Source organism: Pseudomonas maumuensis, from assembly GCF_019139675.1.
GTDB classification, from domain to species: domain Bacteria; phylum Pseudomonadota; class Gammaproteobacteria; order Pseudomonadales; family Pseudomonadaceae; genus Aquipseudomonas; species Aquipseudomonas maumuensis.
The window spans coordinates 4,193,555-4,219,338 of the sequence record NZ_CP077077.1 but is presented as its reverse complement, the minus strand read 5'-3'; the positions used below and the strand labels follow the sequence as shown (position 1 = coordinate 4,219,338).

Annotated in this window: 27 protein-coding genes; 14 read left to right on the top strand and 13 right to left on the bottom strand. The window is 65.3% G+C overall.

What is annotated here, in order from left to right:
* Positions 1–46: 46 nt before the first annotated feature.
* Positions 47–1,234, bottom strand: a complete 1,188-nt coding sequence (locus KSS90_RS18835; RefSeq protein ID WP_217866776.1) for an MFS transporter — start codon at positions 1,232–1,234, stop codon at positions 47–49.
* Positions 1,235–1,342: 108 nt separating this feature from the next.
* Here KSS90_RS18835 and KSS90_RS18830 point away from each other — a divergent pair, with 108 nt between their 5' ends.
* The gene (locus KSS90_RS18830; RefSeq protein ID WP_217866775.1) at positions 1,343–2,227 is read left to right on the top strand and encodes a LysR family transcriptional regulator; all 885 of its coding nucleotides are present in this window, start codon (positions 1,343–1,345) and stop codon (positions 2,225–2,227) included.
* 104 nt (positions 2,228–2,331) lie between these two features.
* On the opposite strand, the gene KSS90_RS18825 is transcribed toward KSS90_RS18830, so the two are convergent.
* Complete coding sequence (locus KSS90_RS18825; RefSeq protein ID WP_217866774.1) at positions 2,332–3,081, bottom strand: 3-oxoacyl-ACP reductase family protein; 750 nt, start codon at positions 3,079–3,081, stop codon at positions 2,332–2,334.
* 124 nt (positions 3,082–3,205) lie between these two features.
* Between KSS90_RS18825 and KSS90_RS18820 the strand changes: the two genes are divergently transcribed.
* On the top strand, positions 3,206–4,135 hold the full coding sequence (locus KSS90_RS18820; RefSeq protein ID WP_217866773.1) for a LysR family transcriptional regulator: 930 nt from the start codon (positions 3,206–3,208) through the stop codon (positions 4,133–4,135).
* A 7-nt stretch (positions 4,136–4,142) separates the two neighbouring features.
* On the opposite strand, the gene KSS90_RS18815 is transcribed toward KSS90_RS18820, so the two are convergent.
* Together KSS90_RS18815 and KSS90_RS18810 are read right to left on the bottom strand one after the other, a co-directional pair.
* Complete coding sequence (locus tag KSS90_RS18815; protein WP_217866772.1) at positions 4,143–4,625, bottom strand: GreA/GreB family elongation factor; 483 nt, start codon at positions 4,623–4,625, stop codon at positions 4,143–4,145.
* A gap of 2 nt (positions 4,626–4,627) precedes the next feature.
* Positions 4,628–5,026, bottom strand: coding sequence for a hypothetical protein (locus KSS90_RS18810; RefSeq protein WP_217866771.1), 399 nt, complete (start codon positions 5,024–5,026; stop codon positions 4,628–4,630).
* A 135-nt stretch (positions 5,027–5,161) separates the two neighbouring features.
* On the opposite strand from KSS90_RS18810, the gene earP reads away from it, so the two are divergent.
* Together earP and efp are read left to right on the top strand one after the other, a co-directional pair.
* Complete coding sequence (gene earP, locus KSS90_RS18805; protein WP_217866770.1) at positions 5,162–6,295, top strand: elongation factor P maturation arginine rhamnosyltransferase EarP; 1,134 nt, start codon at positions 5,162–5,164, stop codon at positions 6,293–6,295.
* Positions 6,296–6,343: 48 nt separating this feature from the next.
* Complete coding sequence (gene efp, locus KSS90_RS18800; protein WP_060483780.1) at positions 6,344–6,913, top strand: elongation factor P; 570 nt, start codon at positions 6,344–6,346, stop codon at positions 6,911–6,913.
* A 108-nt stretch (positions 6,914–7,021) separates the two neighbouring features.
* On the opposite strand, the gene KSS90_RS18795 is transcribed toward efp, so the two are convergent.
* The 3 genes from KSS90_RS18795 to KSS90_RS18785 form a co-directional block, all read right to left on the bottom strand.
* Entirely contained in the window at positions 7,022–7,450 is a 429-nt protein-coding gene (locus KSS90_RS18795; protein ID WP_217866769.1) for an organic hydroperoxide resistance protein, read from the bottom strand.
* Positions 7,451–7,580: 130 nt separating this feature from the next.
* Positions 7,581–8,036, bottom strand: coding sequence for a MarR family winged helix-turn-helix transcriptional regulator (locus KSS90_RS18790; RefSeq protein ID WP_110698155.1), 456 nt, complete (start codon positions 8,034–8,036; stop codon positions 7,581–7,583).
* A gap of 55 nt (positions 8,037–8,091) precedes the next feature.
* Positions 8,092–9,048: a LysR family transcriptional regulator gene (locus KSS90_RS18785; protein WP_046856564.1), complete on the bottom strand. Its 957-nt coding sequence runs from the start codon at positions 9,046–9,048 to the stop codon at positions 8,092–8,094.
* A gap of 115 nt (positions 9,049–9,163) precedes the next feature.
* Between KSS90_RS18785 and KSS90_RS18780 the strand changes: the two genes are divergently transcribed.
* A complete protein-coding gene (locus KSS90_RS18780) occupies positions 9,164–9,913 on the top strand; it encodes a sulfite exporter TauE/SafE family protein (protein ID WP_217866768.1) in 750 nt (249 codons plus the stop codon).
* Between the two features lie 76 nt (positions 9,914–9,989).
* On the opposite strand, the gene KSS90_RS18775 is transcribed toward KSS90_RS18780, so the two are convergent.
* Positions 9,990–10,841, bottom strand: a complete 852-nt coding sequence (locus tag KSS90_RS18775) for a LysR substrate-binding domain-containing protein (RefSeq protein ID WP_217866767.1) — start codon at positions 10,839–10,841, stop codon at positions 9,990–9,992.
* Positions 10,842–10,937: 96 nt separating this feature from the next.
* On the opposite strand from KSS90_RS18775, the gene KSS90_RS18770 reads away from it, so the two are divergent.
* Positions 10,938–11,156 carry a DUF1127 domain-containing protein gene (locus KSS90_RS18770; RefSeq protein WP_217869828.1) on the top strand — a complete coding sequence of 73 codons (219 nt, stop codon included), beginning with the start codon at positions 10,938–10,940 and terminating at the stop codon, positions 11,154–11,156.
* 71 nt (positions 11,157–11,227) lie between these two features.
* Positions 11,228–12,448 carry a winged helix-turn-helix domain-containing protein gene (locus KSS90_RS18765; RefSeq protein ID WP_217866766.1) on the top strand — a complete coding sequence of 407 codons (1,221 nt, stop codon included), beginning with the start codon at positions 11,228–11,230 and terminating at the stop codon, positions 12,446–12,448.
* Here the strand turns inward: KSS90_RS18765 and KSS90_RS18760 are convergent.
* Positions 12,429–13,775, bottom strand: a complete 1,347-nt coding sequence (locus KSS90_RS18760) for a class II 3-deoxy-7-phosphoheptulonate synthase (RefSeq protein ID WP_217866765.1) — start codon at positions 13,773–13,775, stop codon at positions 12,429–12,431. The two genes, KSS90_RS18765 and KSS90_RS18760, sit on opposite strands and share 20 nt — an antisense overlap.
* Positions 13,776–13,891: 116 nt before the next feature.
* Here KSS90_RS18760 and KSS90_RS18755 point away from each other — a divergent pair, with 116 nt between their 5' ends.
* A complete protein-coding gene (locus tag KSS90_RS18755; RefSeq protein WP_217866764.1) occupies positions 13,892–14,647 on the top strand; it encodes a spermidine synthase in 756 nt (251 codons plus the stop codon).
* Positions 14,648–14,972: 325 nt separating this feature from the next.
* Complete coding sequence (locus KSS90_RS18750) at positions 14,973–16,649, top strand: DEAD/DEAH box helicase (protein WP_217866763.1); 1,677 nt, start codon at positions 14,973–14,975, stop codon at positions 16,647–16,649.
* Between the two features lie 129 nt (positions 16,650–16,778).
* On the opposite strand, the gene KSS90_RS18745 is transcribed toward KSS90_RS18750, so the two are convergent.
* The gene (locus KSS90_RS18745; protein ID WP_217866762.1) at positions 16,779–17,531 is read right to left on the bottom strand and encodes a DODA-type extradiol aromatic ring-opening family dioxygenase; all 753 of its coding nucleotides are present in this window, start codon (positions 17,529–17,531) and stop codon (positions 16,779–16,781) included.
* 100 nt (positions 17,532–17,631) lie between these two features.
* On the opposite strand from KSS90_RS18745, the gene KSS90_RS18740 reads away from it, so the two are divergent.
* On the top strand, positions 17,632–18,282 hold the full coding sequence (locus tag KSS90_RS18740; RefSeq protein WP_217866761.1) for a thiopurine S-methyltransferase: 651 nt from the start codon (positions 17,632–17,634) through the stop codon (positions 18,280–18,282).
* 64 nt (positions 18,283–18,346) lie between these two features.
* Here the strand turns inward: KSS90_RS18740 and htpX are convergent, their stop codons facing one another.
* Together htpX and KSS90_RS18730 are read right to left on the bottom strand one after the other, a co-directional pair.
* Entirely contained in the window at positions 18,347–19,234 is an 888-nt protein-coding gene (htpX, locus tag KSS90_RS18735) for a protease HtpX (protein WP_038705666.1), read from the bottom strand.
* A 218-nt stretch (positions 19,235–19,452) separates the two neighbouring features.
* Positions 19,453–20,664 carry a pyridoxal phosphate-dependent aminotransferase gene (locus KSS90_RS18730; RefSeq protein ID WP_217866760.1) on the bottom strand — a complete coding sequence of 404 codons (1,212 nt, stop codon included), beginning with the start codon at positions 20,662–20,664 and terminating at the stop codon, positions 19,453–19,455.
* Between the two features lie 165 nt (positions 20,665–20,829).
* Between KSS90_RS18730 and msrB the strand changes: the two genes are divergently transcribed.
* Together msrB and KSS90_RS18720 are read left to right on the top strand one after the other, a co-directional pair.
* On the top strand, positions 20,830–21,225 hold the full coding sequence (gene msrB, locus KSS90_RS18725) for a peptide-methionine (R)-S-oxide reductase MsrB (RefSeq protein ID WP_217866759.1): 396 nt from the start codon (positions 20,830–20,832) through the stop codon (positions 21,223–21,225).
* 12 nt (positions 21,226–21,237) lie between these two features.
* Positions 21,238–21,726 carry a glutathione peroxidase gene (locus KSS90_RS18720; protein ID WP_217866758.1) on the top strand — a complete coding sequence of 163 codons (489 nt, stop codon included), beginning with the start codon at positions 21,238–21,240 and terminating at the stop codon, positions 21,724–21,726.
* Here the strand turns inward: KSS90_RS18720 and KSS90_RS18715 are convergent.
* Complete coding sequence (locus KSS90_RS18715) at positions 21,716–24,070, bottom strand: response regulator (protein ID WP_217866757.1); 2,355 nt, start codon at positions 24,068–24,070, stop codon at positions 21,716–21,718. The genes KSS90_RS18720 and KSS90_RS18715 overlap by 11 nt on opposite strands.
* Before the next feature lie 186 nt (positions 24,071–24,256).
* On the opposite strand from KSS90_RS18715, the gene KSS90_RS18710 reads away from it, so the two are divergent.
* Complete coding sequence (locus KSS90_RS18710) at positions 24,257–25,144, top strand: ATP-binding protein (protein ID WP_102684229.1); 888 nt, start codon at positions 24,257–24,259, stop codon at positions 25,142–25,144.
* Entirely contained in the window at positions 25,145–25,627 is a 483-nt protein-coding gene (locus KSS90_RS18705) for a GAF domain-containing protein (RefSeq protein WP_046856554.1), read from the top strand.
* Positions 25,628–25,784 lie beyond the last annotated feature (157 nt).

Below are 25,784 nucleotides of genomic sequence, written 5' to 3'. Positions count from 1 at the left end.
GAGCTGGCTTGCCGGCGATGAGGCAGGTGTTGTCAGTAGAATACTTTCAGGCTGGCACCACTGCCTTCCCCCGCCGGCGCTCAGCCAGCCCCCACACCAGCAGCGCCAGCGCACCGATCACCAGCCCGGCCACCACGATCCCATCCCAGCCATGCACCTCGAACAGTTGCGTCCCCAGCAGCGACCCCAGCGCCCCGCCAACGAAGTAGCAGGTGATGTACCCGGCATTGAGTCGCGTGCGCGCCTCGGGGCGTAGCACGATCACCGCGTTCTGGTTGCTCACATGCACCAGCTGCACCGCCAGGTCGAGCAACAGCACGCCCACCAGCAACGCCACCAGCGAGCTCTGCGCAAACCCCAGCGGCACCCACGACAGCAATAGCGCCACCAGCCCCACGGTAGTGCCCAGCGAGCCTTTGCCGCGGTCGGCCAGGCGCCCGGCCCAGTTCGCCGCCAGTGCGCCGATCGCCCCGGCCAGGCCGAACAGGCCGATCACCGCGTCGGAGTAATGGTAGGGGGCCTCGCTCAACAGGAACGCCAGCGGTGTCCAGAACAGCGCGAACAGGCTGAACGCCAGCAAGCCCAGCAGCGAGCGCAGGCGCAGCACCGGTTCCTCGACGAACAGGCGGAACACCGAGCCGATCAGCGCCGGGTATTTCAAGCCTGCGTGGCTGTGGTGTTGCGGCAGGCTGCGGTACAGGGCGAGGGCACTGATGGCCATCAGCACTGCGGCCAGCACGTAGATGCTGCGCCAGCCTCCCAGCTCGGCCATGAAGCCTGCGGCGGTGCGCGCCAGCAGGATGCCCAGCAACAGGCCACTCATCAGCGTGCCCACGGCGCGACCGCGCTGATCCGGAGCACTGAGCGCAGCGGCCATGGGTACCAGCACCTGGGCCACCACCGAGAACAGCCCGGTCAGCGCCGTGCCGAACAACAGCCATGGCAGGCTTGGCGCACAGGCGCTGATCACCAGGCCGGCGGTGGCGATCAGCACCATGGTGACGATCAGTCGACGCTGCTCGAACAGATCGCCCAGTGGCGCGAGCAACAGCAGCCCGGCGCCGTAGCTGAGCTGGGCGGCGATGACGATGGTGCCGGCGCTGGCGGTGCTCAGGCCGAACTGCTCGGCGATGCTGTGCAGCAGGGGCTGGGCGTAGTAGTTGCTGGCCACGGCCAGGCCGGTGGCGGTGGCCATCAGCAGGATCAGGGCGCGACCTAGAGTCGGGGAGTTCATGGGCAGTCTCGTTGCAGGCAAGGTTGAATGGCGACAAGTATCAGGAAGTGTCCGGCATGACGCCAATGTATAGTTTTCAACTTATCCATCTTGAAAGCAGATAGATCGATGAATCTCAAGCAGCTCGAATACGCTCTCGCCGTGGCCGACACCGGCAGTTTCACCCGCGCCGCCGAGCGCTGCCACGTGGTGCAGTCGGCCCTCAGCCATCAAGTCGCACGGTTGGAGGCACAGCTGGGGGTAAGCTTGTTCGAGCGCAGTTCGCGGCGGGTGCGCCTGACCCCGGCCGGCGAGGCCTTCGTGCTCAGCGCGCGGCCAGCGGTGGCGGCGGCGCGGCGGGTGGCCGAGGATGTCGCCGCCGCCTGCGGGCAGGTGCGCGGGCGCTTGTCGATCGGAGAGATCAGCTCGCTCACGGCGCTGGACCTGGTCGATCTGCTGGCGGTGTTTCATCGGCGCTACCCGGATGTGGATGTGCGCTGGCTGACGGCCAAGAGCGAACTGTTGATGGCTGATGTCTGCGAGCGGCGCCTGGACGTGGGGTTCATCGGGCTGTGGCAGGGGGAAACGCTGCAAGGCGTGCAGCACCGTTTGTTGGCGCGGGAGGAACTGGTTGCAGTGCTGCCGCCGTTCCACCGGCTGGCGGGCAGTGCGCAGCTGACCTTGGCCGAGCTGGTGGATGAGGTGCTGGTGGATTTTCCCGAAGGTACCGGGGCACGCCGGCAGACTGACGAGGCGTTCCAGGCGGCGGGGTTGCGGCATCGGGTGCAGTTCGAGATCGGCCATATCCGCCTGGTGGAAAAGTTCGTGCAGCGGGGTATGGCCGTGGGCCTGGTCCCCGAGCGTATCGCTCGGGGCTTCCAGGATGTCGCCATGGTGCCGCTGGCGGATGCGCCGGTGCGGCATCTGTACGCGGTCTGGTCGCCCAGCCCCACGCCGGCGGCGCGGGCATTTCTGGACGTACTCGAAGAAAAGCTGCTGGCGGCCGGTGGATAACCCTTCGCCGCCGACTCCTGCAGGTACGGCGCGGATGTTGAACGCGGCGCTGTACCTGTGGGGGCCGGCTTGCCGGCGATGAGGCCGGAACAGGCAATTACCAATCAGGCCGCAAAACCACCATCGGCCAACAGGCTCGCCCCGGTGATGTACCCCGCTTCAGGCCCCGCCAGGTAAGCCACGAAACTGGCGATCTCGTCCGCTTGCCCGTAGCGCCCGATGGCCATCAACGGAATCAGGCTCTCGGCGAACTCACCGCTGGCCGGGTTCATGTCGGTGTCCACCGGCCCAGGCTGCACATTGTTGACGGTGATCCCCTGCGGCCCGAGGTCTCGGGCCAGGCCCTTGGTCAGGCCGACCAGCGCCGACTTGCTCATGGCATAGGGCGCGCCGCCAGCGAATGGCATGCGCTCGGCATTGGTACTGCCGATGTTGATGATCCGCCCACCCTGGCCCATGTGTTTTACCGCCGCCTGGGTGGCCACGAACACGCTGCGCACATTGACCGCCAGCAGCCGGTCGAAATCGGCCAGGTCGAACTCGGCGACCGGCGCCACCGCCAGCACGCCGGCATTGTTGACCAGGATGTCCAGGCCGCCGAAGGCCTTCGCGGTGTCGGCCACGGCTTGCTGCACGGCCTGGGTGTCGGCGCTGTCGGCACGCAGGGCCAGGGCCTGGCCGCCGCCGCTGTTGATTTCGCCTGCCAAGGCCTCGGCGCTGGTGCTCGAGCTGACATAGGTGAAGGCGACCTTGGCGCCGTCGCGGGCCAGGCGGCGGACGATGGCCGCGCCGATACCGCGGGAACCGCCCTGGACCAGGGCCACCTTGCCGGTGAGGGGAAGTGCTTGGGACATGCTGATCTCCTGCGTTCAAGCAAGGCCGGATGCCTTGGATGGACACAGTATCGAACGTGGATTGCATGCTGATAAGATGGTAATCGCGATCTACAGAGTAAACCTTTGGTTGTCAATTAAGAGTATGGAATCGTTCAGTAGCCTGGAATGCTTCGTGCGCAGTGCCGAGGTCGGCAGTTTCGCCGAGGCGGCGCGGCGTTTGTCATTGACCCCTGCGGCGGTGGGCAAGAACGTCGCCCAACTGGAGGCGCGCCTGGGGGTGCGGTTGTTCCAGCGCAGCACGCGCAAGCTCACTTTGACCGAGGCCGGGCAGCGCTTCCTGGGCGAGGTCGGCGACAGCCTGCGTACCATCCAATATGCCATGGCCAACCTGGCCAGCGCCGAGGGGCAACCGGCGGGGCTGCTGCGGGTGAGCATGGGCACGGTGTTCGGGCGCTTGTACGTTGTGCCGCTGTTGGGCGAGTTCCTGCGCCGCTACCCGGCGATCTCGCCGGACTGGCATTTCGACAACCGCCAGGTCGACCTGATCGGCCAGGGTTTCGACGCCGCCCTCGGCGGTGGTTTCGAGCTGCCACCCGGCGTGGTGGCACGCAAGCTGACGCCCGCGCACCGGGTACTGGTGGCTTCGCCGGGCTATGTGCGGCAGCACGGGCCGATCGACCGGCCTGAGCAGTTGCAGGCTTGCGCCGGCATCCTCATCCGCTCGCCGCAGACCGGCAGGGTGCGCAGCTGGCCGCTGACCAGCCGCTGGCAGGAGCAGCAACCCTTGCGGCTGCCCCAGCACATGACCATGAGCGATTCGGATGCCGCCTGCGCGGTGGCCGAGCAGGGGCTGGGCATCGCCCTGGTCAGCCTGCCGTTCGCCTTGCCTTACCTGACCTCAGGCCGCCTGTGTCGGGTGCTGCCGGACTGGTACGTCGACGATGGGCATATCAGCCTGTACTACGCCGAGCGCAAGCTGTTGCCGGGCAAGACCCGCGCCTTCATCGACTTCGTGGTGGAGCAGTTTGCCGAGCAGGGGCTGGCACAGCGCTTCGATGCCTTGCAGCGATAATGCCCGTTCAGACGATATCGATGATGAACTGCACCTGCGCCACCCCGGCCAGCACCAGGTGTACTTCGTCATCCACGCGCTTGCCAAGCAGTTGCTGGCCAAGCGGTGCGCGAGGTGTGATCACCGTCACCAGCGCCTTTCCCTCACCAATCTTCAACCCGGCGCCCTCGGGGCCGAGGAACAGACTGCGCCGTAGGCCCTGTTCATCCTCCAGGGTCACCAGGCAGCCGACCTGGATCCCCCGCGCGGGGTCATAGTCGCGCGGCACCAGTTGCTGGTAGGTCTGCAGCGCCTGGCGGATCTCAGCGGTGCGCCGAGCCTGCCCGGTGGCCAGGTACGAGGCCTCGAGCCCCAAGGTGTCGTACTTGTTCTCGGCGATGTTCTCTTCGGCGGTGGCGGCCTCGTAGGCGGTCTGGGCGGCGCGACGCAGCACCTCCATGTCGTGCTCGAGGGTGGTGACGATGCGCTGCAGCAGGGTGGCCTTGTCCATGGTCAGTAGCAGAACTCCAACACGTTGGCCTGGCTCTTGTCGGTCGGCGCGGTACGGTTCTGCTGCAGCCAGAACTGGCACTTGGGGCTGTTCAGATTACGTGGGTTGCCCTGGGCGGCCTCGGCGGCCTGCTGCAGTTCCTGCTTGTGCAGGATGTCTTTGTAATGTTCGAACATCTGTGCCTGGGCATCGGCCGGTGGCGCTGGGGGAGCGGTTGGCGCAGGCTGGACGAGCGCGGGGGCGGTCGCCTCGACCAGCGGTTGCACCTGCTGTGGCCACAATTGCAGGGCCAGCCACAGGCTCACGGCAATCGCCAGTGCGCCGAGCCACAGGCCGAGGGCGACGCACAGCACCAGTTGCACCGGTTTCAGGGTGATCTTCAATTCGCGGGGGCGGGGCATGATGGCCTCCTGGCAGGCGGGGCGAGGGCGCCATTCTCGCACGCCGCGCCAGGTATTTTCAGCGCCGCGCTTTTGTTGGCCGGCATTTTTCAGCAAAATCCGCGGTCTTTTTTCCGCAGGTAACGGAACGTGGCGATGAAAACCACCTGGGACATCTTCTGCACGGTCGTCGACAACTATGGCGACATCGGCGTCACCTGGCGCCTGGCGCGCCAGCTGGCGGGCGAGCATGACCTGGCCGTGCGCCTGTGGGTGGATGATCTGCAAGCCTTCGTGCGCCTGTGCCCAGAGGCCGACAGCCAAGCCGAGCGGCAGCGGCGGCAGGGGGTCGAGGTGCGCCACTGGCCGGCCACGTGGCCAGGCGCGGAGCCGGCGCAGGTGGTGGTGGGCGCCTTCGCCTGCCAGCTGCCGCAGGCCTATGTCGAGGCCATGGGCAAGCAGGCCACGCCGCCCTTGTGGCTGAACCTGGACTACCTCAGTGCCGAAGACTGGGTGGATGGCTGCCATGGCTTGCCGTCGCCCCAGGCCAACGGGTTGCGCAAGTTCTTCTTCTTCCCCGGTTTCACCGACAAGACTGGTGGCCTGCTGCGCGAAGCCGCCTTGCTGCCCCGTTGCCAGGCGTTTCGCCAGGCGCCGGACGAGCGGGCGAAGTTCCTGGCAGGGCTGGGCGTCCACCCCGCGGCCGGGGCGCGTCTGATCTCGCTGTTCGCCTACGAGAATCCACAGCTGGGCAACTGGCTCGACGTGCTGGCCAAAGGCGCGCACCCCAGCCACCTGCTGGTACCGCAGGGGCGCATCCTGGGCGACCTCGGCCACTGGCTGGGTGAGGCGGACTTGCCCGTGGGGGCATTGCATCGGCGCGGAGCCTTGACGGTCCAGGTGCTGCCTTTCGTCAGCCAGGACGATTACGACCGGCTGCTATGGAGCTGCGATTTCAACGCCGTGCGCGGCGAGGACTCGTTCGTGCGGGCGCAATGGGCTGGCGTGCCGATGCTGTGGCACATCTACATCCAGGAAGAGAACGCCCACTGGGAAAAGCTCGAAGCATTCCTCACCCTGTATCGCCATGGCCTGTCGGCCGCCGCCGGGCAGGCGCTGACCGATCTGTGGCGGGCCTGGAACATGGACCGCCCGATGGGCCAGGCCTGGCAGGCGCTGCAGCCGCACTGGGACGAGCTGCGCGAACATGCCCGCCAGTGGCAGGCCACGCAGGCCGCTCGGCCGGACCTTGCCACGAGGCTGGTACAGTTTTACCGAAATTCGCTATGATACGCGGCCTCGATTTTTATAAATCCATCCAGATTCGGATACTTCGTAATGAAAACTGGTAAAGAACTGAAACCCGGTACCGTACTGCGGATCGACAACGACCCGTGGCTGGTTCAGAAAGCTGAGTTCACCAAGTCGGGCCGTAACAGCGCGATCATGAAGACCAAGCTGAAGAACCTGCTGACCGGCTACAAGACCGAAACCGTATACGGTGCGGACGACAAGCTGGACGACGTGATCCTGGATCGCAAAGAAGCGACCCTGTCGTTCATCAGCGGTGACTCGTACACCTTCATGGACACCACCGACTACACCATGTACGAGCTGAACGCCGAAGACATCGACGCCGTTCTGCCGTACATCGAAGAAGGCATGGAAGACATCTGCGAAGCCGTCTTCTTCGAAGGCCGCCTGGTATCGGTAGAACTGCCGACCACCATCAGCCGTCAGGTTGTCTACACCGAGAACGCTGCTCGTGGCGACACTTCGGGCAAGGTCATGAAGCCGGCCAAGCTGAAGAACGGTACCGAGATCTCGGTTGCCGACTTCATCCAGATCGACGAGTGGATCGACATCGACACTCGCGACAACAGCTTCAAGGGCCGTTCCAAGAAGTAATCCTTCTTGTGATGAGCACGAAAAACCCGGCCTTGGCCGGGTTTTTTTGTGCTCGTGAAACCGTGTCGCCTTCATCGCGGGGCACGTCGGGTCGCCCCGCGAAGGCATTTACACCGTCACATGCAGGCGCACATCCACATTGCCGCGGGTGGCGTTGGAGTACGGGCAGACCTTGTGCGCCTTCTCCACCAGCCCTTCGGCGTCGGCCTGGGCCAGGCCAGGCAGGTTGATGTGCAGGTCGATGTCCAGACCGAAACCGCCGGGGATCTGGCCGATGCCGACCTTGGCGGTGATCGAGGCGTCAGCTGGCAGGGCTTTTTTCTCCTGGCCGGCGACGAACTTCAGCGCGCCGATGAAACAGGCCGAGTAACCCGCGGCGAACATCTGCTCGGGGTTGGTGCCTTCACCCCCGGCGCCGCCCAGCTCTTTCGGGGTGCTCAGCTTGACTTCCAGCTTGCCGTCGTTGGAGCGGGATTTGCCATCACGACCACCGGTGGAAGTGGCTTCTGCGATGTACAGCGGAGTGACCTTTTGCATCTTGAGCCTCGCTTGGGTGCTGTGCGCCATCGGCGCTGAGTGGGTATGGGCTTAACTTAGCGCGCAATTATTTAGTGCGCAAGTTAAATATTCGACCATTCATCCGAACAGCCATCTCACAGCTTAGACGTCAGAGGTTTTCTTGTAGCTGCGCGCGCAGGGCGAGCAGGTCGGCCTGCAGTTTGCGCAGCTGCTCGGCGCTGTGGCCGCTGGCCTGCAGGATGCATTGCGGCACGCGCTGGGCTTCGGCCTGCAGGGCGCGGCCCTTGTCGGTCAGTTGCACCAGTACCACCCGTTCGTCCTCGCGGCTGCGGCTGCGCTTGAGCAGGCCTTCGCTTTCCAGGCGCTTGAGCAGCGGGGTCAGGGAGCCGGGGTCGGTGAGCAGGCGCTGGCTGATCTCGCCCACGGTCAGGCCGTCCTGCTCCCACAGCACGAGCATGGCCAGGTACTGCGGGTAGGTCAGGCCCAGGGCCTGCAGCAGGGGTTTGTAGACCTTGGTCATCAACAACGAGGTCGAGTGAAGGGCGAAGCAGACCTGGTTGTCCAGCAGCAGCGCGTCGCAGGGGGCTTGGGTGTCGGCGTTCATGCAGGTCCTTGGAATCGGTGAGTAATAAAATCTAGCACGCCAAAGCTTGGTGCGCTCATTGCCAGCGCAGCTCGCTTCTCAGCGCCAGGTCCCAGGGCGGCACCGGGCTGAAACGGCTCTTGAGGAATTCGAGCAGCAAGCGGCTGCGAGAGTTCGTTTCATGTTCAAGGCGCAGTGCATAAATCCCGCTGGTTTCGGGGGCCGGCAGGCCGTTGTCGCAGAACAGGGGGAGCAGTTCGCCGCGTAGCAGGTAGTCGCTGACCAGCCAGGTCGGCAGGTGGGCGATGCCCAGCCCGGCCAAGGCACCGAACAGCAGCGTCTCGGCATTGTTGGCGGCCATGCGCATGCGCGTCGGGCGGTAAAGGCGGGTCTGGCCGCCGACCTCGAAGCGCCAGGCGAACGGCGGCGCCAGGCCGTCCCAGTCGAGGCCGTCATGCCCAGGCAACTCGCTCGGGCAGGCCGGTACGCCGCGATTGGCCAGGTACGCCGGGCTGGCACAGGCGATCCGCACCATATAGGCCAGTGGCGTGGCCACCAGGCGGGTATCGGCCAGGGGGCCTGCGCGCAGCACCAGGTCGACTTCGCCCAGGTGGCTGCCGTGCAGGTCGACGAAACTGTCGATCAGGCGCAGTTGCACGTCGAGACCGGGGTAGGCCACCAGGAAGTCGGCGATGGCCGGAGCGAGGTGGCGACGGCCGAAAGCGGCCGGGGCGTCGATGCGGATCAGCCCTTCGGGGGCGTTGCTCAGGGATACCGCTTCGGCCCGGGCCAGGCGCAGTTCCTCGATGATGCGCCGGGCCCGCTCGGCGAACGCATTGCCGGCGGGTGTGGCGCGCACGGCGTGGGTGCTGCGCGAGAACAGGCGGCTGCCTACCGCGTTTTCCAGGCTGTCGATGCGCCTGGCCACGGCCGAAGGCGTGAGCGGATGGCGACGGGCGGCGGCGGAGAAGCTGCCGGTCTCCAGCACATCGAGGAACAGACTCAGTTGTTCGGTGAGGATATCTGGGCTCATGACGGCTCTGCTTATGCGTATTGCGCAAAGCCATTGTGCGCTGCTGTGCGTTTCCCCGCCAGCCATGAGTGGGTAGCATGCCGGCATTCTCTGAGAGCAGGCGGATGAGGCGCGCATGATCGAGTGGTTGATGTACATCGTTTTGGGCGCAGCCCTGGGCACCTTGGGTGGCTTGTTCGGGATTGGTGGCGGGCTGATCGCGATCCCGGCGCTGGGGGTGCTGTTCGGCCTCGACCAGCAACTGGCCCAGGGCACCGCCCTGGTGATGGTGGTGCCCAACGTGCTGCTGGCGTTGTGGCGCTATCACCAGCGCAACCGCATCGAGTTGCGCCATGCCGTGCCGCTGTCGTTGTGCAGTTTTTTGTTCGCTTGGCTGGGGTCGATCTGGGCAGTGGGCATCGATGCTCAGTCGATGCGCCTGTATTTCGTCGGTTTCCTGGTGGCCCTGGCGCTGTGGAACGTGGCGCGCATGTTCCTGCCGGTGAAACCGCCGAGCAACCAGTTGCGCTACCCCTGGCCATGGCTGGGCGTGCTGGGCAGCTTTGCCGGGACCATGGGCGGGCTGTTCGGCGTGGGCGGCGCGGTGGTGGCCACGCCGATATTGACCTCCGTGTTCGGCACCACCCAGGTGGTGGCCCAGGGGTTGTCGCTGGCATTGGCGGCGCCGAGCACCGCGGTGACCCTGCTGACCTACGGCCTGCACCAGAGCGTGGACTGGAGCATTGGGGTGCCGTTGGCGGTGGGTGGGTTGCTGAGCATCAGCTGGGGGGTGAAGCTGGCCCATGCGTTGCCGGAAAAGATATTGCGCTCGATGTTCTGTGTGTTTCTGGTGGTGTGCGCGGTGATGCTCGGGTTCGAGCTCTGAGCGCAAGGGGCTGCAGAGCTCATCGCCCTCTGTGGCAGCCGGCTTGCCGGCGAAAAGGGCGCGAAGCGTCCTCGGCTTACTTGAACCCTTCGACGATGTAATCGGCCATGCAGTCGGTAATTGGCGAATGCTGCTGGTCGTTGCGCAGCAGCATCACATTGGCCATGTGCAACTGTGGCAGGCCGTCGTCCTCACCGAGGATGCGCAGGTCGCCGCCGACCAGGCTGTGCAATTGCGCGGTAACCGCCAGCCCCGCCTGCACGATGGCGAAGATCGCCGCCAGGCTCGGGCTGGTGTAGGCGATGCGGTACTCGATGCCGTGGCGCTCCAGGGCATTGCAGGTCCAGGCGCGGCAAAAACAATCGGTGTTGAACAGCGCCAATGGCATGGGCCGCTGCTCCTGCGGGCAGAAGCCCTTGGCCGCGGCCCACACCAGGCGCTCCTGGCGCAGCAGCTGGCCGACTTCGTTGCCGGGCTCGCGGGTGACGATGGTCAGGTCCAGATCCTGGCGCAGCATCAATTGCTTGGACGAATCGCAATGCACCTCGACATGGATCAGCGGGTAGGCCTGGGCGAAGCGGGTGAGGATGCCCGGCAGGTAGCGCATGGCGTAGTCGTCCGGTGTGCCGATGCGCACCACCCCGACCATGTGCGGCATGCGCAGGGTGTTGAACACCTCGCCATGCAGCTTGAGGATGCGCCGGGCATAGCCCAGCAACACCTGGCCCTCGGCGGTCAGGCGCACCTGGCGGCCGTCGCGCTCGAACAGCTGGCGCTGCAGGATGTCTTCTTCCAGGCGCTTCATCTGCATGCTCACCGCCGACTGGGTGCGGTTGACCACTTCGCCGGCGCGGGTAAAGCCGCCTTGCTCGGCAATGGCGACGAAGGTGCGCAGCACCTCGGCGTCGAGACTCTGATACTGGGACATGGCATCAATCTCCGAGATGCATGGCATCAGAAACATTCGTTGGATTGATCTTAGGCCTGGGACGAGACTGGAGCCATCCACAAGGAGGGCGTCATGATGAAAGGTCATTTCAACGTAGCTCACCAACCGGTCGCTTCCCTGGGCCATCTGTGGCACGACGCCAGCGGGCTGGTGCTGCGCTGGTTCGAGTTGCACCGTCAGCGTGAGGAGCTGGCGCGGCTGAGCGATGCCACGCTGCACGACCTGGGGTTGTCGCGGGCAGACATCCAGCAGGAGGCCGACCGGCATTTCTGGGAGGACCCGTTGCGTAAATGAAGGTGGTTACAATCGCGGGGCTTGCCCCGCGATTGCGTCTTTACTGTCTGAACATCAGACGGAGCCACTTCATGTCCTTCCAGTTGTCCCTCACCCAAGCCCGCCGCCTGGCCCTGTCCGCCCAGGGCTTCGGCAAGTCGCCAGCGCGCCCGCCGAACCTCGCCAGCCTCACGCGAATGCTGCAGCGCCTGGGCGTAGTGCAGATAGACTCGGTCAACGCGCTGGTGCGCTCGCATTACCTACCACTGTTTTCGCGCCTCGGCGACTACCCGCAAGCTTCGCTCGAGCAGTTGGCTTGGGGCACGCGGCGCCAGCGGCGGTTGTTCGAATACTGGGGCCACGAAGCTTCGCTGTTGCCGCTGGAGCTTTATCCGCTGATGCGCTGGCGCATGGCCCATGCCGCCGATGGCAAGGGCATCTATCGGCAACTGGCGACCTTTGGCCGTGAGCGGCGCGACGTCATCGACCGGGTACTGGCTGCCGTCCAGGAACGGGGCGCGCTGGGGGCCGGCAGCCTGTCGACCCGTGAGGAGCGCGCCGGCCCCTGGTGGGACTGGAGCGAAGAAAAGCATGCGCTGGAGTGGCTGTTCGCCGCCGGCGAGGTCACTGTGGCGGGGCGTCGCGGATTCGAACGCCTTTACGACTTGCCCGAACGGGTGTTGCCCAACGCTATCCTCGAACACCCCATACCGGGTGAGGCCGAAGCACACCAGCGCCTCCTGCTGCATGCCGCCGATGCGCTCGGCGTAGCCACCGAACAGGACTTGCGCGACTACTTCCGCCTGTCCCCGCAACAGAGCAAGGCCGCTCTGGCCGAACTGCTCGCCGACGGGCGCTTGCAGGCCGGCACCGTGCAAGGCTGGAAGCAACCCGCCTATCTTCACGGCGCCCCTCGCATCCCTCGGCGGATCGAAGCCAGCGCCTTGCTCTCGCCGTTCGATTCGCTGGTGTGGGCGCGGGATCGCACCGAGCGCTTGTTCGAATTTCGCTATCGGCTGGAGATCTACACCCCGGCGCACAAGCGGGTGTACGGCTACTACGTGCTGCCGTTCCTGCACGACGGGCGCATCGCCGCGCGCCTGGACCTGCGCGCCGAGCGCGCCCACGGGCGCCTGGCGGTGCATGCGGTGCATGAAGAGGCGTTGGGTCTGGACGAGGCCGGATACCAGGCGTTGGCGCTAAGCCTGCAGCAGCTGGCCGACTGGTTGGGCCTGGAGCGGGTGCGACTCGACTGCCCCCGCACAGAGGGCAGTCGGCTGCGTCAGGCGTTGCTCAGCGGCGTACCTGCTTGAGGGTTTCGGCGATCAGGAAGGCCAGTTCCAGCGACTGGTCGGCGTTCATGCGCGGGTCGCAGTGGGTGTGGTAGCGGTCGGACAGGGCATCCTCGGTGATCGGTCGGGCGCCGCCGATGCACTCGGTGACGTTCTGTCCGGTCATCTCGATATGGATGCCACCGGCGTGGCTGCCCTCGGCCTGGTGCACCTGGAAGAACTGCTTGACCTCATCGAGGATCTGCGCGAAGTCGCGGGTCTTGTAGCCGCTGCTGGCCTTGATGGTGTTGCCGTGCATCGGGTCCGAGCTCCACAGCACCTGGCGGCCCTCGCGCTGCACGGTGCGGATCAGCTCCGGCAGGTGGTCGCCGACCTTGCCGGCGCCCATGCGCACGATCAGGTTCAGGCGGCCCGGGTCGTTGTCCGGGTTGAGCACGTCGATCAGGCGGATCAGTTCCTCGGGGTTCATGCTCGGGCCGACCTTGACCCCGATCGGGTTGTGTACGCCGCGCAGGAACTCGACATGGGCGCCGTCGAGCTGACGGGTGCGATCGCCGATCCACAGCATGTGCGCCGAGCAGTCGTAGTAGTCGCCGGTCAGGCTGTCGCTGCGCACGAAGGCTTCCTCGTAGTTGAGCAGCAACGCTTCATGGGCGGTGAAGAAGCTGGTTTCACGTAGTTGCGGCGCGGTGTCGAGGCCACAGGCGCGCATGAAGGCCAGGGTTTCGTCGATGCGATTGGCCAATTGGTGGTACTTGTCGGCCAGTGCTGAGTTGGCGATGAAGTCGAGGTTCCACTTGTGTACCTGGTGCAGGTCGGCGAAGCCGCCCTGGGCGAAGGCACGCAGCAGGTTGAGGCTGGCGGTGGCCTGGTGGTAGGCCTGCAGCAGGCGCTCGGGGTCGGGGATGCGGCTCTTTTCGTCGAAGCCGATGCCGTTGACGATGTCGCCGCGGTAGGCGGGCAGGGTGATGTCGCCAATGGTTTCGTCGTTGGCCGAGCGCGGCTTGGCGAACTGCCCGGCCATGCGTCCGACCTTGACCACCGGGCAGCCGGCCGCAAAGGTCATGACGATGGCCATCTGCAGCAGTACCTTGAAAGTGTCGCGGATCTTCGCCGCGGAGAACTCGGCGAAGCTCTCGGCGCAGTCGCCGCCCTGCAGCAGGAACGCCCGGCCCTGGGTCACCTCGGCGAACTGCCGACGCAGCTCGCGGGCCTCGCCGGCGAACACCAGCGGCGGGTAGCTGGCCAGGGTCTGCTCCACCTTCAGCAGGTGCGCGGCGTCGGGGTAGATCGGTTGCTGCTGGATCGGCAAGGTGCGCCAGCTGTCAGGGGTCCATTGTCGGGTCATTGCAAGCTCTATCCATAAGTGTCGTTAAGGCTTGCCAGCCATGGTACGCCCGGGCGAGCTTGTTGCACCACCGGCATTGGCGGACAATGGCGGTTTTGCGCGGGCGGGTGGTAAGGATGGCGACGGAGCGAGAAGAGCGGCTGCTGGCACGGGTCGAGGACGCCTTTGGGGTCATCAGCGTGTACGAAGTGGATGACTATCGCTTTCTCGAGTTCGGCGACGCCATCGAGCAGAGCTGCACCTTCACCGCCGACCCCAGTTGGCTTGAGTACGACTACACCCGCGCCATGCTGGTCGGCGCGCTGTGCCACGAACAGCCGGAAAGCGCGCTGTTCCTCGGCCTTGGTGCCGGCACCCTGACCCAGGCCTGCCTGAAGTTCCTGCCGCTTGAAGATGTCGAGGCCATCGAGCTGCGCCCGGACGTGCCGCGCCTGGCCATGGAGTTCATGGGGCTGGACGACGACCCGCGGCTGTATGTGCGGGTGGGCGATGCCCTTGAACTGCTGCCCAGCGCCGAGAAGGCCGACCTGCTGTTCGTCGACCTGTACACCGACCATGGCCCTGGCGTGGGGCATCTGGCCTGGAATTTCCTGGACAACTGCCAGAAGCAACTCAACCCCGATGGTTGGCTGGTTATCAACCAGTGGGCCGGGGACGATGGCAAGCCATTGGGCGCGGCCTTGTTGCGCGGGCTGTACCATCGCCATTACTGGGAGCTGCCGGTAAAGGAGGGCAATGTGATCCTGCTGGTGCCGGCGGACCTGGAGCAGACGCTGGATATCGACGGCGTGCGGGCGCGGGCCGCAGCGCTGGCGCCGCAACTGGGGTATTCGCTGGAATATTTGATCAGGGCCATCCGCCCGGCGACCTGAATGGATGAGGGCTGCGCCGAGCCTGCGGGGAAACGATTCAGCCTGGATCCAATCCAAGCCTTGATCTTTGAAATATTTCTCACAGTTCATGGCGGATTCGGGTATAGTACGCGCCGGTCTTTTAGCGGACCTCGAATCAGGTGGTGCAAATCCTCCGAACCCAGCTTCGGCTGCGCGTCCGCTAGTCGGACCTTCCCAAGATGTTCCTTTTTCAATCGTTTTCGCAAATCCCCGCCGCCAAAACTGCCTGGGTGACCGCTTGGTCTTTCAAGGCATGTGCAGTTTTGGAGCATGGGTCTTTGCGGATGCACCTAGAGGCAGACCCATGACCCAGGAAACCGGCGGATTCGCCGCTCTCGATCTCAATCCGAATATCGTTGCTGCTGTTCTGGCCACCGGCTACGAAGAGCCTTCGGCTATTCAGCATCAGTCGATCCCGATCATCCTCGCCGGTCACGACATGATCGGCCAGGCGCAGACTGGCACCGGCAAGACCGCTGCCTTCGCCCTGCCGATCCTCAACAAGATCGACGTGAGCAAGCGCGAACCGCAAGCCCTGATCCTGGCGCCAACCCGTGAGTTGGCGCTGCAAGTAGCCACCGCTTTCGAAACCTACGCCAAGCAGATGCCGGGCGTTAACGTGGTTGCTGTCTACGGTGGTGCCCCAATGGGCCCACAACTGCGTGCCATTCGTAACGGCGCGCAGATCGTCGTCGCTACCCCGGGCCGTCTGTGCGACCACCTGCGTCGTGACGAGAAAGTCCTGTCCACCGTTCAGTACCTGGTACTCGACGAAGCGGACGAAATGCTCAAGCTGGGCTTCATGGACGACCTCGAAGTGATCTTCGACGCCATCCCTGCGACCCGCCAGACCGTGCTGTTCTCCGCCACCCTGCCGGCCTCGATCCGTGCCATCGCCGAGCGTCACCTGCGCGAGCCGAAGCACGTCAAGATCCAGAGCAAGACCCAGACCGTGACCGCGATCGAGCAGGCCCACCTGATGGTCCACGCCGACCAGAAGATCCCGGCCGTGCTGCGCCTGCTGGAAGTGGAAGAGTTCGACGCGCTGATCGCCTTCGTGCGTACCAAGCAAGCCACCCTGGACCTGGCCGCCGCCCTGGAAGCCAAAGGCTACAAGGCTGCCGCGCTGAACGGCGACATCGCCCAGAACCAGCGTGAGCGCGTGATCGACTCGCTCAAGGACGGCCGCCTGGACATCGTCGTCGCCACCGACGTCGCTGCCCGTGGTCTGGACGTGCCGCGCATCACCCACGTGTTCAACGTCGACATGCCGTACGACCCGGAGTCCTACGTGCACCGTATCGGCCGTACCGGCCGTGCCGGTCGCGATGGCCGTGCGCTGCTGCTGGTCACCCCGCGTGAGCGCCGCATGCTGCAGGTGATCGAGCGTGTCACCGGGCAGAAGGTTGCCGAGGCCCGCCTGCCTAACCCGCAGGCCGTGCTGGACGCACGCATCAAGAAGCTGACCAAGAGCCTGGCGCCACTGGTGGCCGAGTCCGAGGCCAGCCACGGCGAGCTGTTCGACCGCCTGACCGCCGACCTGGGTTGCAGTGCCCGTGCCCTGGCCTCTGCCCTGCTGCGCAAGGCCACCAATGGCCAGGCGCTGGACCTGGCTTCGGTCGAGCGCGAGCAGCCGCTGGTGCCGACCTACACCCCGCGTGAGCGTGGCGAGCGTACCGAGCGTGGCGAGCGTCCTGATCGTGGTGACCGCGAGCGTCGTGCGCCGATGCCACTGGCCGAAGGCCGCGTGCGTTGCCGTACCGCCCTGGGTGCCCGTGACGGCATCGCCGCCAAGAACCTGCTGGGCGCGATCCTCAACGAGGGCGGCCTGGCACGTGATGCCATTGGTCGCATCCAGGTGCGTGATAGCTTCAGCCTGATCGAGCTGCCCGAAGACGGCCTCGAGCGTCTGCTGACCAAGCTCAAGGACACCCGCGTGGCCGGCAAGCAGCTGAAGCTGCGCCGCTACCGCGAGGACTGATCCTGGCGCTGCAATGAGAAATCCCCGGCCTAGGTCGGGGATTTTTTTGTCCGCAAGTTGCCACTTCAGCAGGGTTTGGCACGTCCCCTGTGGGAGCCGGCTTGCCGGCGATAAGGCCAGTACGGGCGCTCAATCGAACCTGTAGATATCCATCCCCAGCGCCCCCAGCGTGAACCCCTGGTGAACGATGCCGAACCGCTCGCCAGCCCCCATGGCGAAGAACAGCGGCAGCAGATGCTCGTCACTGGGATGATTGCGCACCGCAAACGGTGCCTGGCGCCGATAGTCCACGAGTGACGCCTCGTCTTGCGCCTTCAATTGCTCCACCACCCAGTCGCGAAACGCCAGGGCCCAGGGCTCGACCGCGTTCGGCCCGGCGTGCCAGTCCAGTTCGCCCAAGTTATGAGTGATGCTGCCTGAGCCGATCAGCAGGATGCCTTCCGCGCGCAGTACCGCCAGCGCCTGCCCGACCTTCAGTTGCAGGGTGGGGCCGGCCTGGCTGGGCAGCGACACCTGGACAACCGGAATGTCCGCCGCGGGGTACATCAGCGACAGTGGCACCCAGGCACCATGGTCGAAAGGCCGCTGCTCGTCGAGGCGGGCGTCGAGCAACCCGGCTAGCCGCTGGGCCAGTGCCGGTTCGCCGGGGGCCGGGTATTGCACCGCGTACAGGGCGGGCGGAAAACCATGGAAGTCATGCCAGGTTTGCGGGTGTGGGTGGCTCATCACCAGCAGTTCGCGGCTCTCCCAGTGCGCCGAAACGATCACGATTGCCTTCGGACGGGGCAGGGCGCGCGCCAGCCCGGCCAGGGCCGGGCCGCTGGCGCCGGGTTGCAGGGCGAGCATTGGCGAACCGTGGGAAATGAACAGGCTGGGCAGCATGGCGGGGTCCTGGCAGGTAAGATGGCCCATCTTCGGTCAGCCAAAGATCGAGATCCAATATAAGTTTTTAGGGTTACTTATCGAATAACCGGGAGGAATCATGGAGCCAGCGTTCTGGCACAAGCGGTGGGCGGACAACCAGATCGGTTTTCACCAACCCCAGGTGAACCCGTATTTGCAGGCGCACTGGCCGGCGTTGGGGCTGGCCCCGGGCGCACGAGTGCTGGTGCCGCTATGCGGCAAGAGCCTGGACATGCTCTGGCTGGCCGCGCAGGGCTATCGGGTACTGGGGGTGGAGCTGTCGCGTAGGGCAGTGGCAGACTTCTTCACCGAACATGGCTTGGTGGCGCAGATTGCCCGGCAGGGTGCCTTCGAGGTGTGGCGCAGCGACGAGGTGGAGCTGTGGTGCGGGGATGTGTTCGCCCTGCGCGCCGAGGATCTGGCGGATTGCGCTGGGGTGTACGACCGGGCGGCACTGATCGCCTTGCCGATGGCAATGCGCGAGCGGTACATGGCGTTGCTGGGCGAGCAGTTGCCGGCGGCCTGCCGTGGGCTGCTGGTGACCCTCGACTACGACCAGGCGTTGATCGATGGGCCACCGTTCTCGGTGCCGGACGTCGAAGTGCGGGCAGGCTTTGCCGAGTGGCAGGTCGATGAGGTAGAGGCGCGAGAAATTCTGGGCGAGAGCCCGAAGTTCAAGGCTGCGGGCGTGAGCAGCCTGGTGGAGCGGGCCTACGGTATCTGCCGCTGACGCTGTTATCACGGGACATGAAAATGAAAAAGGGCGACCGAAGTCGCCCTTTCTTGTGGCTGGCTCAGCCGCGACGACGCAGCGCGTCGATGCGGTCTTCCAGCGGCGGGTGGCTCATCAGCAGGCCGGCCAAGCCATGCTTGAGACCGCCGTTGATGCCGAAGGCCTTCATCGTGTCGGGCATATGCACTGGCAGGCCTTGCTCGGAGCGCAGGCGCTGCAGTGCGCCGATCATCGCGCCGGTGCCGGCCAGGTGGGCGCCGGCCTCGTCGGCGCGGAACTCGCGGCGGCGCGAGTACCACATGACGATGATGCTGGCGAGGATGCCCAGCACCAGCTCGGCGACGATGGTCGCGATGAAGTAGGCGATACCGTGGCCTTCTTCGTTCTTGAAGATCACCCGGTCGACGAAGTTGCCGATGATGCGGGCGAAGAACATTACGAAGGTGTTCACCACGCCCTGCACCAGCGCCATGGTGACCATGTCGCCGTTGGCCACGTGGCCGATCTCGTGGGCCAGCACCGCGCGCACCTCATCGGGCGAGAAGCGCTCCAGCAGGCCCTGGGACACCGCCACCAGCGCGTCGTTGCGGTTCCAGCCGGTGGCGAAGGCGTTGGCCTCGTAGGCCGGGAAGATACCTACCTCGGGCATCTTGATGCCGGCCTCGCGGGACAGCTCCTCGACGGTCTGCAGCAGCCATTGTTCGTGGCGGGTACGGGGTTGGGTGATGATCTGGGTGCCGGTGGTCATCTTCGCCATCCACTTGGAGATGAACAGCGAAACGAGCGAGCCAGCGAAACCAAACACGGCGCAGAAGACCAGCAACTGGCCGAGGTTGAGGTCAACCCCGTTGGCGGCCATGAACCCGTTGAAGCCGAACAGGCTCAGGGTAATGCTTGCAACCAGCACCACCGCGAGGTTGGTGGCTACAAACAACAGAATGCGCATCATGGTTGTTACGTTCTCCTGACGGATGAGTTCGTTGCGTACTGCGGGGTATATAAGGGGGAGGGCGCGGCTATTCAACCGGGCGACTATTTCAAACTGTGTACGCGAGGAGTATGGCAGAGGATGCCGTGACGGCTGTGGGATAGAGCGTTGCAGGATGTAAGGCAAAAGCATCGCGGGGCAGGCTGCATCGGCGCCTCGCCCCGCGATGGCGATATCGCTTACTGCGAATAGGTGCGCAGGAAGTTGCCGATACTCCCGATCGCCTGCTCCAGGTCATCCACCCGCGGCAAGGTCACCACGCGGAAGTGGTCCGGCCATGGCCAGTTGAACGCCGTGCCCTGGACGATCAGCAGTTTTTCCGACAGCAGCAGGTCGAGCACGAACTTCTCGTCGTTGTGGATCGGACACACCTTCGGATCGATTTTCGGGAACGCATACAGCGCACCCATTGGCTTGACGCAGCTCACCCCAGGGATCGAATTGAGTAGCTCGTAGGTGCGGTTGCGCTGCTCCAGCAGGCGGCCCGGCGGCAGCACCAGGTCGTTGATGCTCTGGTAGCCGCCCAGGGCGGTCTGGATCGCGTGCTGGGCCGGCACGTTGGCGCACAGGCGCATGTTGGCCAGCATGTCGATGCCTTCGATGTAGCTCGTGGCGTGGTGCTTGGGCCCGGAGATGATCAGCCAGCCGGAGCGGAAGCCCGCCACCCGGTACGACTTGGACAGGCCGTTGAAGGTCAGGCACAGCAGGTCCGGGGCCAGCGACGCGGTGCTGATGTGCACGGCCTCGTCATAGAGGATCTTGTCGTAGATCTCGTCGGAGAACACCACCAGGTTGTGCTGGCGCGCCAGCTCCAGCATGCCCAGCAGCAGCTCCTTGGAGTACACCGCACCGGTCGGGTTGTTCGGGTTGATGATCACCAATGCCTTGGTGTTCGGGGTGATCTTGGCCTTGATGTCGTCAAGGTCCGGGAACCAGTCGGCCTGCTCGTCGCACAGGTAATGCACCGGCTTGCCGCCGGCCAGGCTCACCGCGGCGGTCCACAGCGGGTAGTCGGGCGCCGGGATCAGCACTTCGTCGCCGTTGTTGAGCAGCGCCTGCATGGACATGACGATCAGCTCGGACACGCCGTTGCCGAGGTAGATGTCCTCGATGGTGACGCCTTCGATTTCCTTCTGCTGGCAGTACTGCATCACCGCCTTGCGCGCGCTGAACAGGCCCTTGGAATCGCTGTAGCCCTGGGCGGTGGGCAGGTTGCGGATGACGTCCTGGAGGATCTCGTCCGGCGCCTCGAAACCAAACGGCGCCGGGTTGCCGATGTTCAGCTTGAGGATGCGATGACCTTCCTCTTCCAGGCGTTTGGCGTGCTTGAGCACTGGGCCGCGAATGTCGTAGCAGACATTGGCGAGCTTGTTCGATTTGCTGAACTGCATGATGAGGTCCCGGTTGAGAATACGCACTGCCCCATTCGAAAGGTTTGAAAGGGCAGGAAGCGGGTGCCAGACTGGCTGCCTTGCACACGAAGCTAACTAATATACGTGCCACCCGCGCCAGGGAAAAGCCGGCGCGAGGTGAAATTCAGCCTGCCGAGGTTCACCATGCAAAAGATCGACAAGACACTCGAAGAATGGCGCCAGATGCTCGACCCCGCCCAGTACCAGGTGTGCCGCCTGAAGGGCACCGAGCGGCCGTTCAGCGGCAAGTACAACAGCGAGCGCCGCGACGGCGTCTACCACTGCATCTGCTGCGACCTGCCGCTGTTCGCCTCCAATGCCAAGTTCGATTCCGGCTGCGGCTGGCCGAGCTTCTACGAGCCGATCGAAGAGGCCGCGATGATCGAGATCCGCGACACCTCCCACGGCATGATCCGCACCGAAGTCACCTGCGCCCAGTGCGACGCCCACCTGGGCCATGTATTTCCCGACGGCCCGCCGCCGACCGGGCTACGCTACTGCATCAACTCGGTATGCCTGGACTTCAAGCCACGCGATTGACGGAGAGCGAACATGGCCGATGCGCTGCTGGACATCCCTTGCGTCACCCTTGGCGGTGAGCAGAAAGTGCTGGGCGATTTCGCCGGCAAGGCGCTGCTGGTGGTCAACACCGCCAGCCAGTGCGGTTTCACCCCACAGTACAAGGGCCTCGAGCGCCTGTGGCAGGCGTACCGCGACCAGGGCCTGGTGGTGCTGGGCTTTCCCTGTAACCAGTTCGGCAAGCAGGAGCCGGGCGACGCCCAGGAGATCGCGCAATTCTGCGAGCTCAATTTCGGCGTGAGCTTCCCGCTGTTTCGCAAGATCGAGGTCAACGGCCCCGGCGCTCACCCGTTGTTCGCCGAGCTCAAGCACCGCGCGCCAGGCGTGTTGGGCACGCAGAAGATCAAGTGGAACTTCACCAAGTTCCTGGTCGACCCGCGCAGCGGCAAGGTCACCCGCTTTGCCCCGACCACCAAGCCCGAGGCGCTGAAAGCGGCGATAGAGCCGCTGCTCAACCGCTGACCGGCACCCAGTGCTCGATCAGCGCCAGCAGTTCCTCGCGCCGGAACGGCTTGGCCAGGTAGTCGTTCATGCCCGCGGCGCGGCAGCGCTCGCGCTCCTCGGGCATGGCGTTGGCGGTCAGCGCGACGATCGGTAGCTCCGGCCAGCGGCTGCTCTGGCGGATGCGCCGGCTGGCCTCGTAGCCGTCCATCACCGGCATGTTGCAGTCCATCAGCACCAGGTCGAAGCTGTCCCGCTCCAGGCAGTCCAGGGCTTCCTGGCCGTGGGCGGCAACCTGCACCTGGCAGCCGAGCTTGCCGAGCATGCCCTTGGCCACCAGTTGGTTCACCGGGTTGTCCTCGACCAGCAGGATGCGCGCCCGCAACTCGCGAGAGGCCGGCACCTCGTGGGGCAGCGGCGCGTTGGGCTCCCCTTGCAGGGTGCGGCGCAGCGTCTGGTACAGGGCATTGCGCGCCAGGGGCCGGGCCAGTTGCTGCAAGGGTTGCAGCTGCTCGGCCTGTTCGGCAGGCAGGAAGTTGCCGTAGGCGGTCACCAGCAGGATTGGTGCCGCGATGGCCGGGCGCAGGTCGAGCACGTGGTCCAGGTCGTCGGTGATCAGCAGGTCGGCCGGCATGCCGGCCAGTGCGCTGGCGTCTTCATGGCGCACGTAGTCCAGCCCCCAGCGCGGCAGCAGCCCTTGCAGCAGCTCGGCCAGGCCACTGCCGGGGTTGCCCAGGGCCACCACGCGGCCGCTCAGCGGCGCCGGTGGAATGGCCTCGGTATGCGCCGGTAGCGGCAGGTCGGCGCTGAAGCGGCTGCCGAAACCGGTCTCGGAATGGATGTGCAGGTGCCCCTGCATGGCCTTGCACAGGTTGCGGGTCAGGGCCAGGCCCAGGCCGGTGCCGCCGTATTGGCGGGTGATACCGGCGCCGGCCTGGGTGAACGGCTGGAAGATCCGCGCCTGGGCCTCCTCGGGGATGCCGATGCCGGTGTCGCTGACCTCAAGGCGCACGCCGCCGACGATGCTGCTCAGGCGCACATCGACACGCCCAAAGCGGGTGAACTTGAGCGCGTTGGATAGCAGGTTGCTGACGATCTGCCGTACCCGGGTCGGGTCGCCCAGCACCGTGCTGGGAAAGTCCGGGGCGATCAGGCAGGTCAGCTCGACGCTGGGCGCGGCGTTCTGCGACAGCAGGTTGGCGGTGTCCTCGACCATCGCGCCGAGGTCGAATGGAATGCGCTCGAGCTCCAGCTGGCCGGCATCGAACTTCGACAGGTCGAGGATATCGTTGAGCAGTTCCACCAGCACCTTGCCCGAGTCGTGGGCTATCGACAGCTGCTGGCGCTGCTCGGCGGCCAGGCCGCTGTCCAGCGCAAGGGCGATCATGCCCAGCATGCCGTTGAGTGGCGTGCGGATCTCATGGCTCATGTTGGCCAGGAAGGCGGCACGGGCCTGGGCCATGTCCAGGGCCCGCTGGCGCGCTTCGTCCAGTTCCTGGTTGGACAGGCTCAGGCGGCTGTTGCTGGCCTTGAGCTCGTTGGTGCGGGCCGAGACGATGTCTTCCAGCTCGTTGAGGTACTGGGTCAGGCGGTTCTCGGCGGTGCGTCGCTGTTGGATCTCGGTAGCCATGCTGACGAACTGCTGGTTGGCGACCCGCACCAGCACGCCGATCTCGTCGTTCTCGTGGCCCTTGGGGCAGTCCACGCGGTTCTGCCGGGGCGTGCGCGCATCGTTGCCGCTGAGCGCGCCGATCACCGTCACCAGCGGCTTGGTCAGCATCAGATAGAACAGCGCCAGGAGAATACCGGTGAGCACCAGGCTGCGGGCGAAACCGTTGACCAGGGTGACCCCGGCACGGTCGAGGAAGCGCCCGCCGAAGGCGTAGGTGTCGACGTCCAGGTACAGGGTGCCGAGGTATTCCTCGGGCATATGGGCGAGGAACAGCCGGTCCTGGAACAGACGCTGCTCGCCGAACAGGAAGTCCGACAACGGCCGGTAGCGGCTTTCCATGCGTGGCCGCTGCACGTCGGCCAGCACCGTGTCGTTGTTGTCGATCAGCCGCGCACGGATCAGCGCCGGGGATTTCAACAGCCCGCCGGTCAGCTCCTGGGCCAGCTCGGTGTCGATGTTGTAGGCGATGCGCGAGGCCGTGTCGTGGCTGATCTTCAGCAGCGCCTGAATTTCACGGTTGATGGACGCGTCTTCGCTGGCATAATCGATGCCGATCTGGATGAGACTGAGCAATGTTCCCAGGATGAAGCCGACCAGGACTGTCAACCGGGCTTGCTTGTATGACAGGCGATTGGTGAACTTGATATCCATGGGTCCCAAGCCGGTTACTTGCTCCGTGCGCTGCGCAAGCATAGCCGATCAGCCCTGGCTGCTGGCGGGTCTGTCTGTTCATTTCAGTTGATCGTCGATTAAGGGCCGCTGCGCGCCCCATCGCCGGCAAGCCGGCTCCCACAGGTGATCACTCTTCACTGTGGGAGCCGGCTTGCCGGCGATGGGGCGCGCAGCGGCCCCAAAAAACTGAAATCAATAGGAGTCGCCATGGACGCCCGCCTTACCGCTTTTCTCGACCGCGCCGAATCAGTCCTCGCCCGCCTCGAACCCCTGCTGCCGGCCCCGCGCCCGGACATCGACTGGACCCGCACCCTCGCCGCCCGCTGGCAGCGCGATGGCCGCAGCGGCTACCTGATGCCGCTGGAGGTCAGCCTCGATATCCGCCTGTCCGACCTGATCGGCGTCGACCAGCAACGCGAGCAGCTGGGCCGCAACACCCACCAGTTCATCAATGGCCTGCCAGCCAACCACGCCCTGCTGTGGGGCTCGCGCGGCACCGGCAAGTCGTCGCTGGTGCGCGCGCTGTTGGCTGAGCACGCAGGCCAGGGCCTGCGCCTGATCGAGATCGAGCGCGACCACCTGGCCGACCTGCCGCGGGTGGTCGAGCAGCTGCACAAGCTCGAGCAGCGCTTCATCCTGTTCTGCGACGACCTCTCGTTCGAGGCCGGGGAGGGCGACTACCGGGTGCTCAAGAGCGTGCTCGACGGCTCGCTGGAGCAGGCCCCGGACAACGTGCTGCTGTACGCCACCTCCAACCGCCGCCACCTGGTGCCGGAGAAGCAGAGCGACAACGAAAACTGGAAGATGGTCGACGGCGAGTTGCACCCCAACGAAGCGGTGGAGGACAAGATCGCCTTGTCCGACCGCTTCGGCCTGTGGCTGTCGTTCTACCCGTTCAGCCAGGAGCATTTCCTCAACGTGGTCGAACACTGGATCGGCCAGCTGGCGCGCCCGGCCGGGCTGCGCTGGCAGCGTGACGAAGCCCTGGACATCCTCGCCGTGCGCTGGGCCACCGGCCGCGGCAACCGTAATGGCCGTTGTGCCTATCAGTTCGCCCGCTACTGGGTCGGGCTGCAATTGCTGGAGCAGAAATAAATGATCGACCTCAACGCCAGTGGCCAAGGCCTCGACGGCTACGACCTGCTGGCCGCGCAAGTGCAGGCGCTGTTCGCCGACGAGCGTGACTTCATCGCCAATGCCGCGCAGTTCTCGGCGTTTCTCTACAACCAGGTGGAGGACTTGAACTGGGCGGGCTTCTATATCAACCGCAACGAAGAGCTGGTGCTCGGCCCGTTCCAGGGCCAGGTGGCCTGCGTGCGCATTCCGTTCAGCCGTGGTGTGTGCGGTGCCGCGGCGGCCACCCGCAGCACCCAGCGAGTGGAGGACGTGCATGCCTTCCCCGGGCATATCGCCTGCGACAGTGCGTCGAACAGCGAGCTGGTAATTCCCTTGGTCAAGGCCGGTAGGCTGATCGGCGTGCTCGATCTGGACAGCCCGAAGCTGGCGCGCTTCAGCGCGGCCGACCAGGCGGGGCTGGAACGGTTGGTCGAGGTGTTCCTCGAGTTGACCGACTGCTGAAATGAAAAGGGGCCGCCTTGCGGCCCATCGCCGCGGTTCGTCGTCACGACAAGCCGGCTCCCACAGGTAGGGCGCAGACCTTAGGCATTGCGCAGTCCCTGTGGGAGCCGGCTTGTCGTGGCGACGAACCGCGGCGATGGGCTGCACAGCAGCCCCT

Coding starts and splice junctions, on each gene's coding strand:
- KSS90_RS18750 (WP_217866763.1), top strand. CDS start 14,973: ATGACCCAGGAAACCGGCGGATTCGCCGCTCTCGATCTCAATCCGAAT.
- KSS90_RS18795 (WP_217866769.1), bottom strand. CDS start 7,450: ATGCAAAAGGTCACTCCGCTGTACATCGCAGAAGCCACTTCCACCGGT.
- KSS90_RS18710 (WP_102684229.1), top strand. CDS start 24,257: ATGGACGCCCGCCTTACCGCTTTTCTCGACCGCGCCGAATCAGTCCTC.
- KSS90_RS18830 (WP_217866775.1), top strand. CDS start 1,343: ATGAATCTCAAGCAGCTCGAATACGCTCTCGCCGTGGCCGACACCGGC.
- KSS90_RS18770 (WP_217869828.1), top strand. CDS start 10,938: ATGAAAGGTCATTTCAACGTAGCTCACCAACCGGTCGCTTCCCTGGGC.
- KSS90_RS18790 (WP_110698155.1), bottom strand. CDS start 8,036: ATGAACGCCGACACCCAAGCCCCCTGCGACGCGCTGCTGCTGGACAAC.
- KSS90_RS18755 (WP_217866764.1), top strand. CDS start 13,892: ATGGCGACGGAGCGAGAAGAGCGGCTGCTGGCACGGGTCGAGGACGCC.
- KSS90_RS18730 (WP_217866760.1), bottom strand. CDS start 20,664: ATGCAGTTCAGCAAATCGAACAAGCTCGCCAATGTCTGCTACGACATT.
- KSS90_RS18720 (WP_217866758.1), top strand. CDS start 21,238: ATGGCCGATGCGCTGCTGGACATCCCTTGCGTCACCCTTGGCGGTGAG.
- msrB (WP_217866759.1), top strand. CDS start 20,830: ATGCAAAAGATCGACAAGACACTCGAAGAATGGCGCCAGATGCTCGAC.
- KSS90_RS18785 (WP_046856564.1), bottom strand. CDS start 9,048: ATGAGCCCAGATATCCTCACCGAACAACTGAGTCTGTTCCTCGATGTG.
- KSS90_RS18780 (WP_217866768.1), top strand. CDS start 9,164: ATGATCGAGTGGTTGATGTACATCGTTTTGGGCGCAGCCCTGGGCACC.
- KSS90_RS18745 (WP_217866762.1), bottom strand. CDS start 17,531: ATGCTGCCCAGCCTGTTCATTTCCCACGGTTCGCCAATGCTCGCCCTG.
- efp (WP_060483780.1), top strand. CDS start 6,344: ATGAAAACTGGTAAAGAACTGAAACCCGGTACCGTACTGCGGATCGAC.
- KSS90_RS18765 (WP_217866766.1), top strand. CDS start 11,228: ATGTCCTTCCAGTTGTCCCTCACCCAAGCCCGCCGCCTGGCCCTGTCC.
- KSS90_RS18820 (WP_217866773.1), top strand. CDS start 3,206: ATGGAATCGTTCAGTAGCCTGGAATGCTTCGTGCGCAGTGCCGAGGTC.
- htpX (WP_038705666.1), bottom strand. CDS start 19,234: ATGATGCGCATTCTGTTGTTTGTAGCCACCAACCTCGCGGTGGTGCTG.
- KSS90_RS18825 (WP_217866774.1), bottom strand. CDS start 3,081: ATGTCCCAAGCACTTCCCCTCACCGGCAAGGTGGCCCTGGTCCAGGGC.
- KSS90_RS18760 (WP_217866765.1), bottom strand. CDS start 13,775: ATGACCCGACAATGGACCCCTGACAGCTGGCGCACCTTGCCGATCCAG.
- KSS90_RS18810 (WP_217866771.1), bottom strand. CDS start 5,026: ATGCCCCGCCCCCGCGAATTGAAGATCACCCTGAAACCGGTGCAACTG.
- KSS90_RS18740 (WP_217866761.1), top strand. CDS start 17,632: ATGGAGCCAGCGTTCTGGCACAAGCGGTGGGCGGACAACCAGATCGGT.
- KSS90_RS18705 (WP_046856554.1), top strand. CDS start 25,145: ATGATCGACCTCAACGCCAGTGGCCAAGGCCTCGACGGCTACGACCTG.
- KSS90_RS18815 (WP_217866772.1), bottom strand. CDS start 4,625: ATGGACAAGGCCACCCTGCTGCAGCGCATCGTCACCACCCTCGAGCAC.
- KSS90_RS18715 (WP_217866757.1), bottom strand. CDS start 24,070: ATGCTTGCGCAGCGCACGGAGCAAGTAACCGGCTTGGGACCCATGGAT.
- KSS90_RS18775 (WP_217866767.1), bottom strand. CDS start 10,841: ATGTCCCAGTATCAGAGTCTCGACGCCGAGGTGCTGCGCACCTTCGTC.
- KSS90_RS18835 (WP_217866776.1), bottom strand. CDS start 1,234: ATGAACTCCCCGACTCTAGGTCGCGCCCTGATCCTGCTGATGGCCACC.
- earP (WP_217866770.1), top strand. CDS start 5,162: ATGAAAACCACCTGGGACATCTTCTGCACGGTCGTCGACAACTATGGC.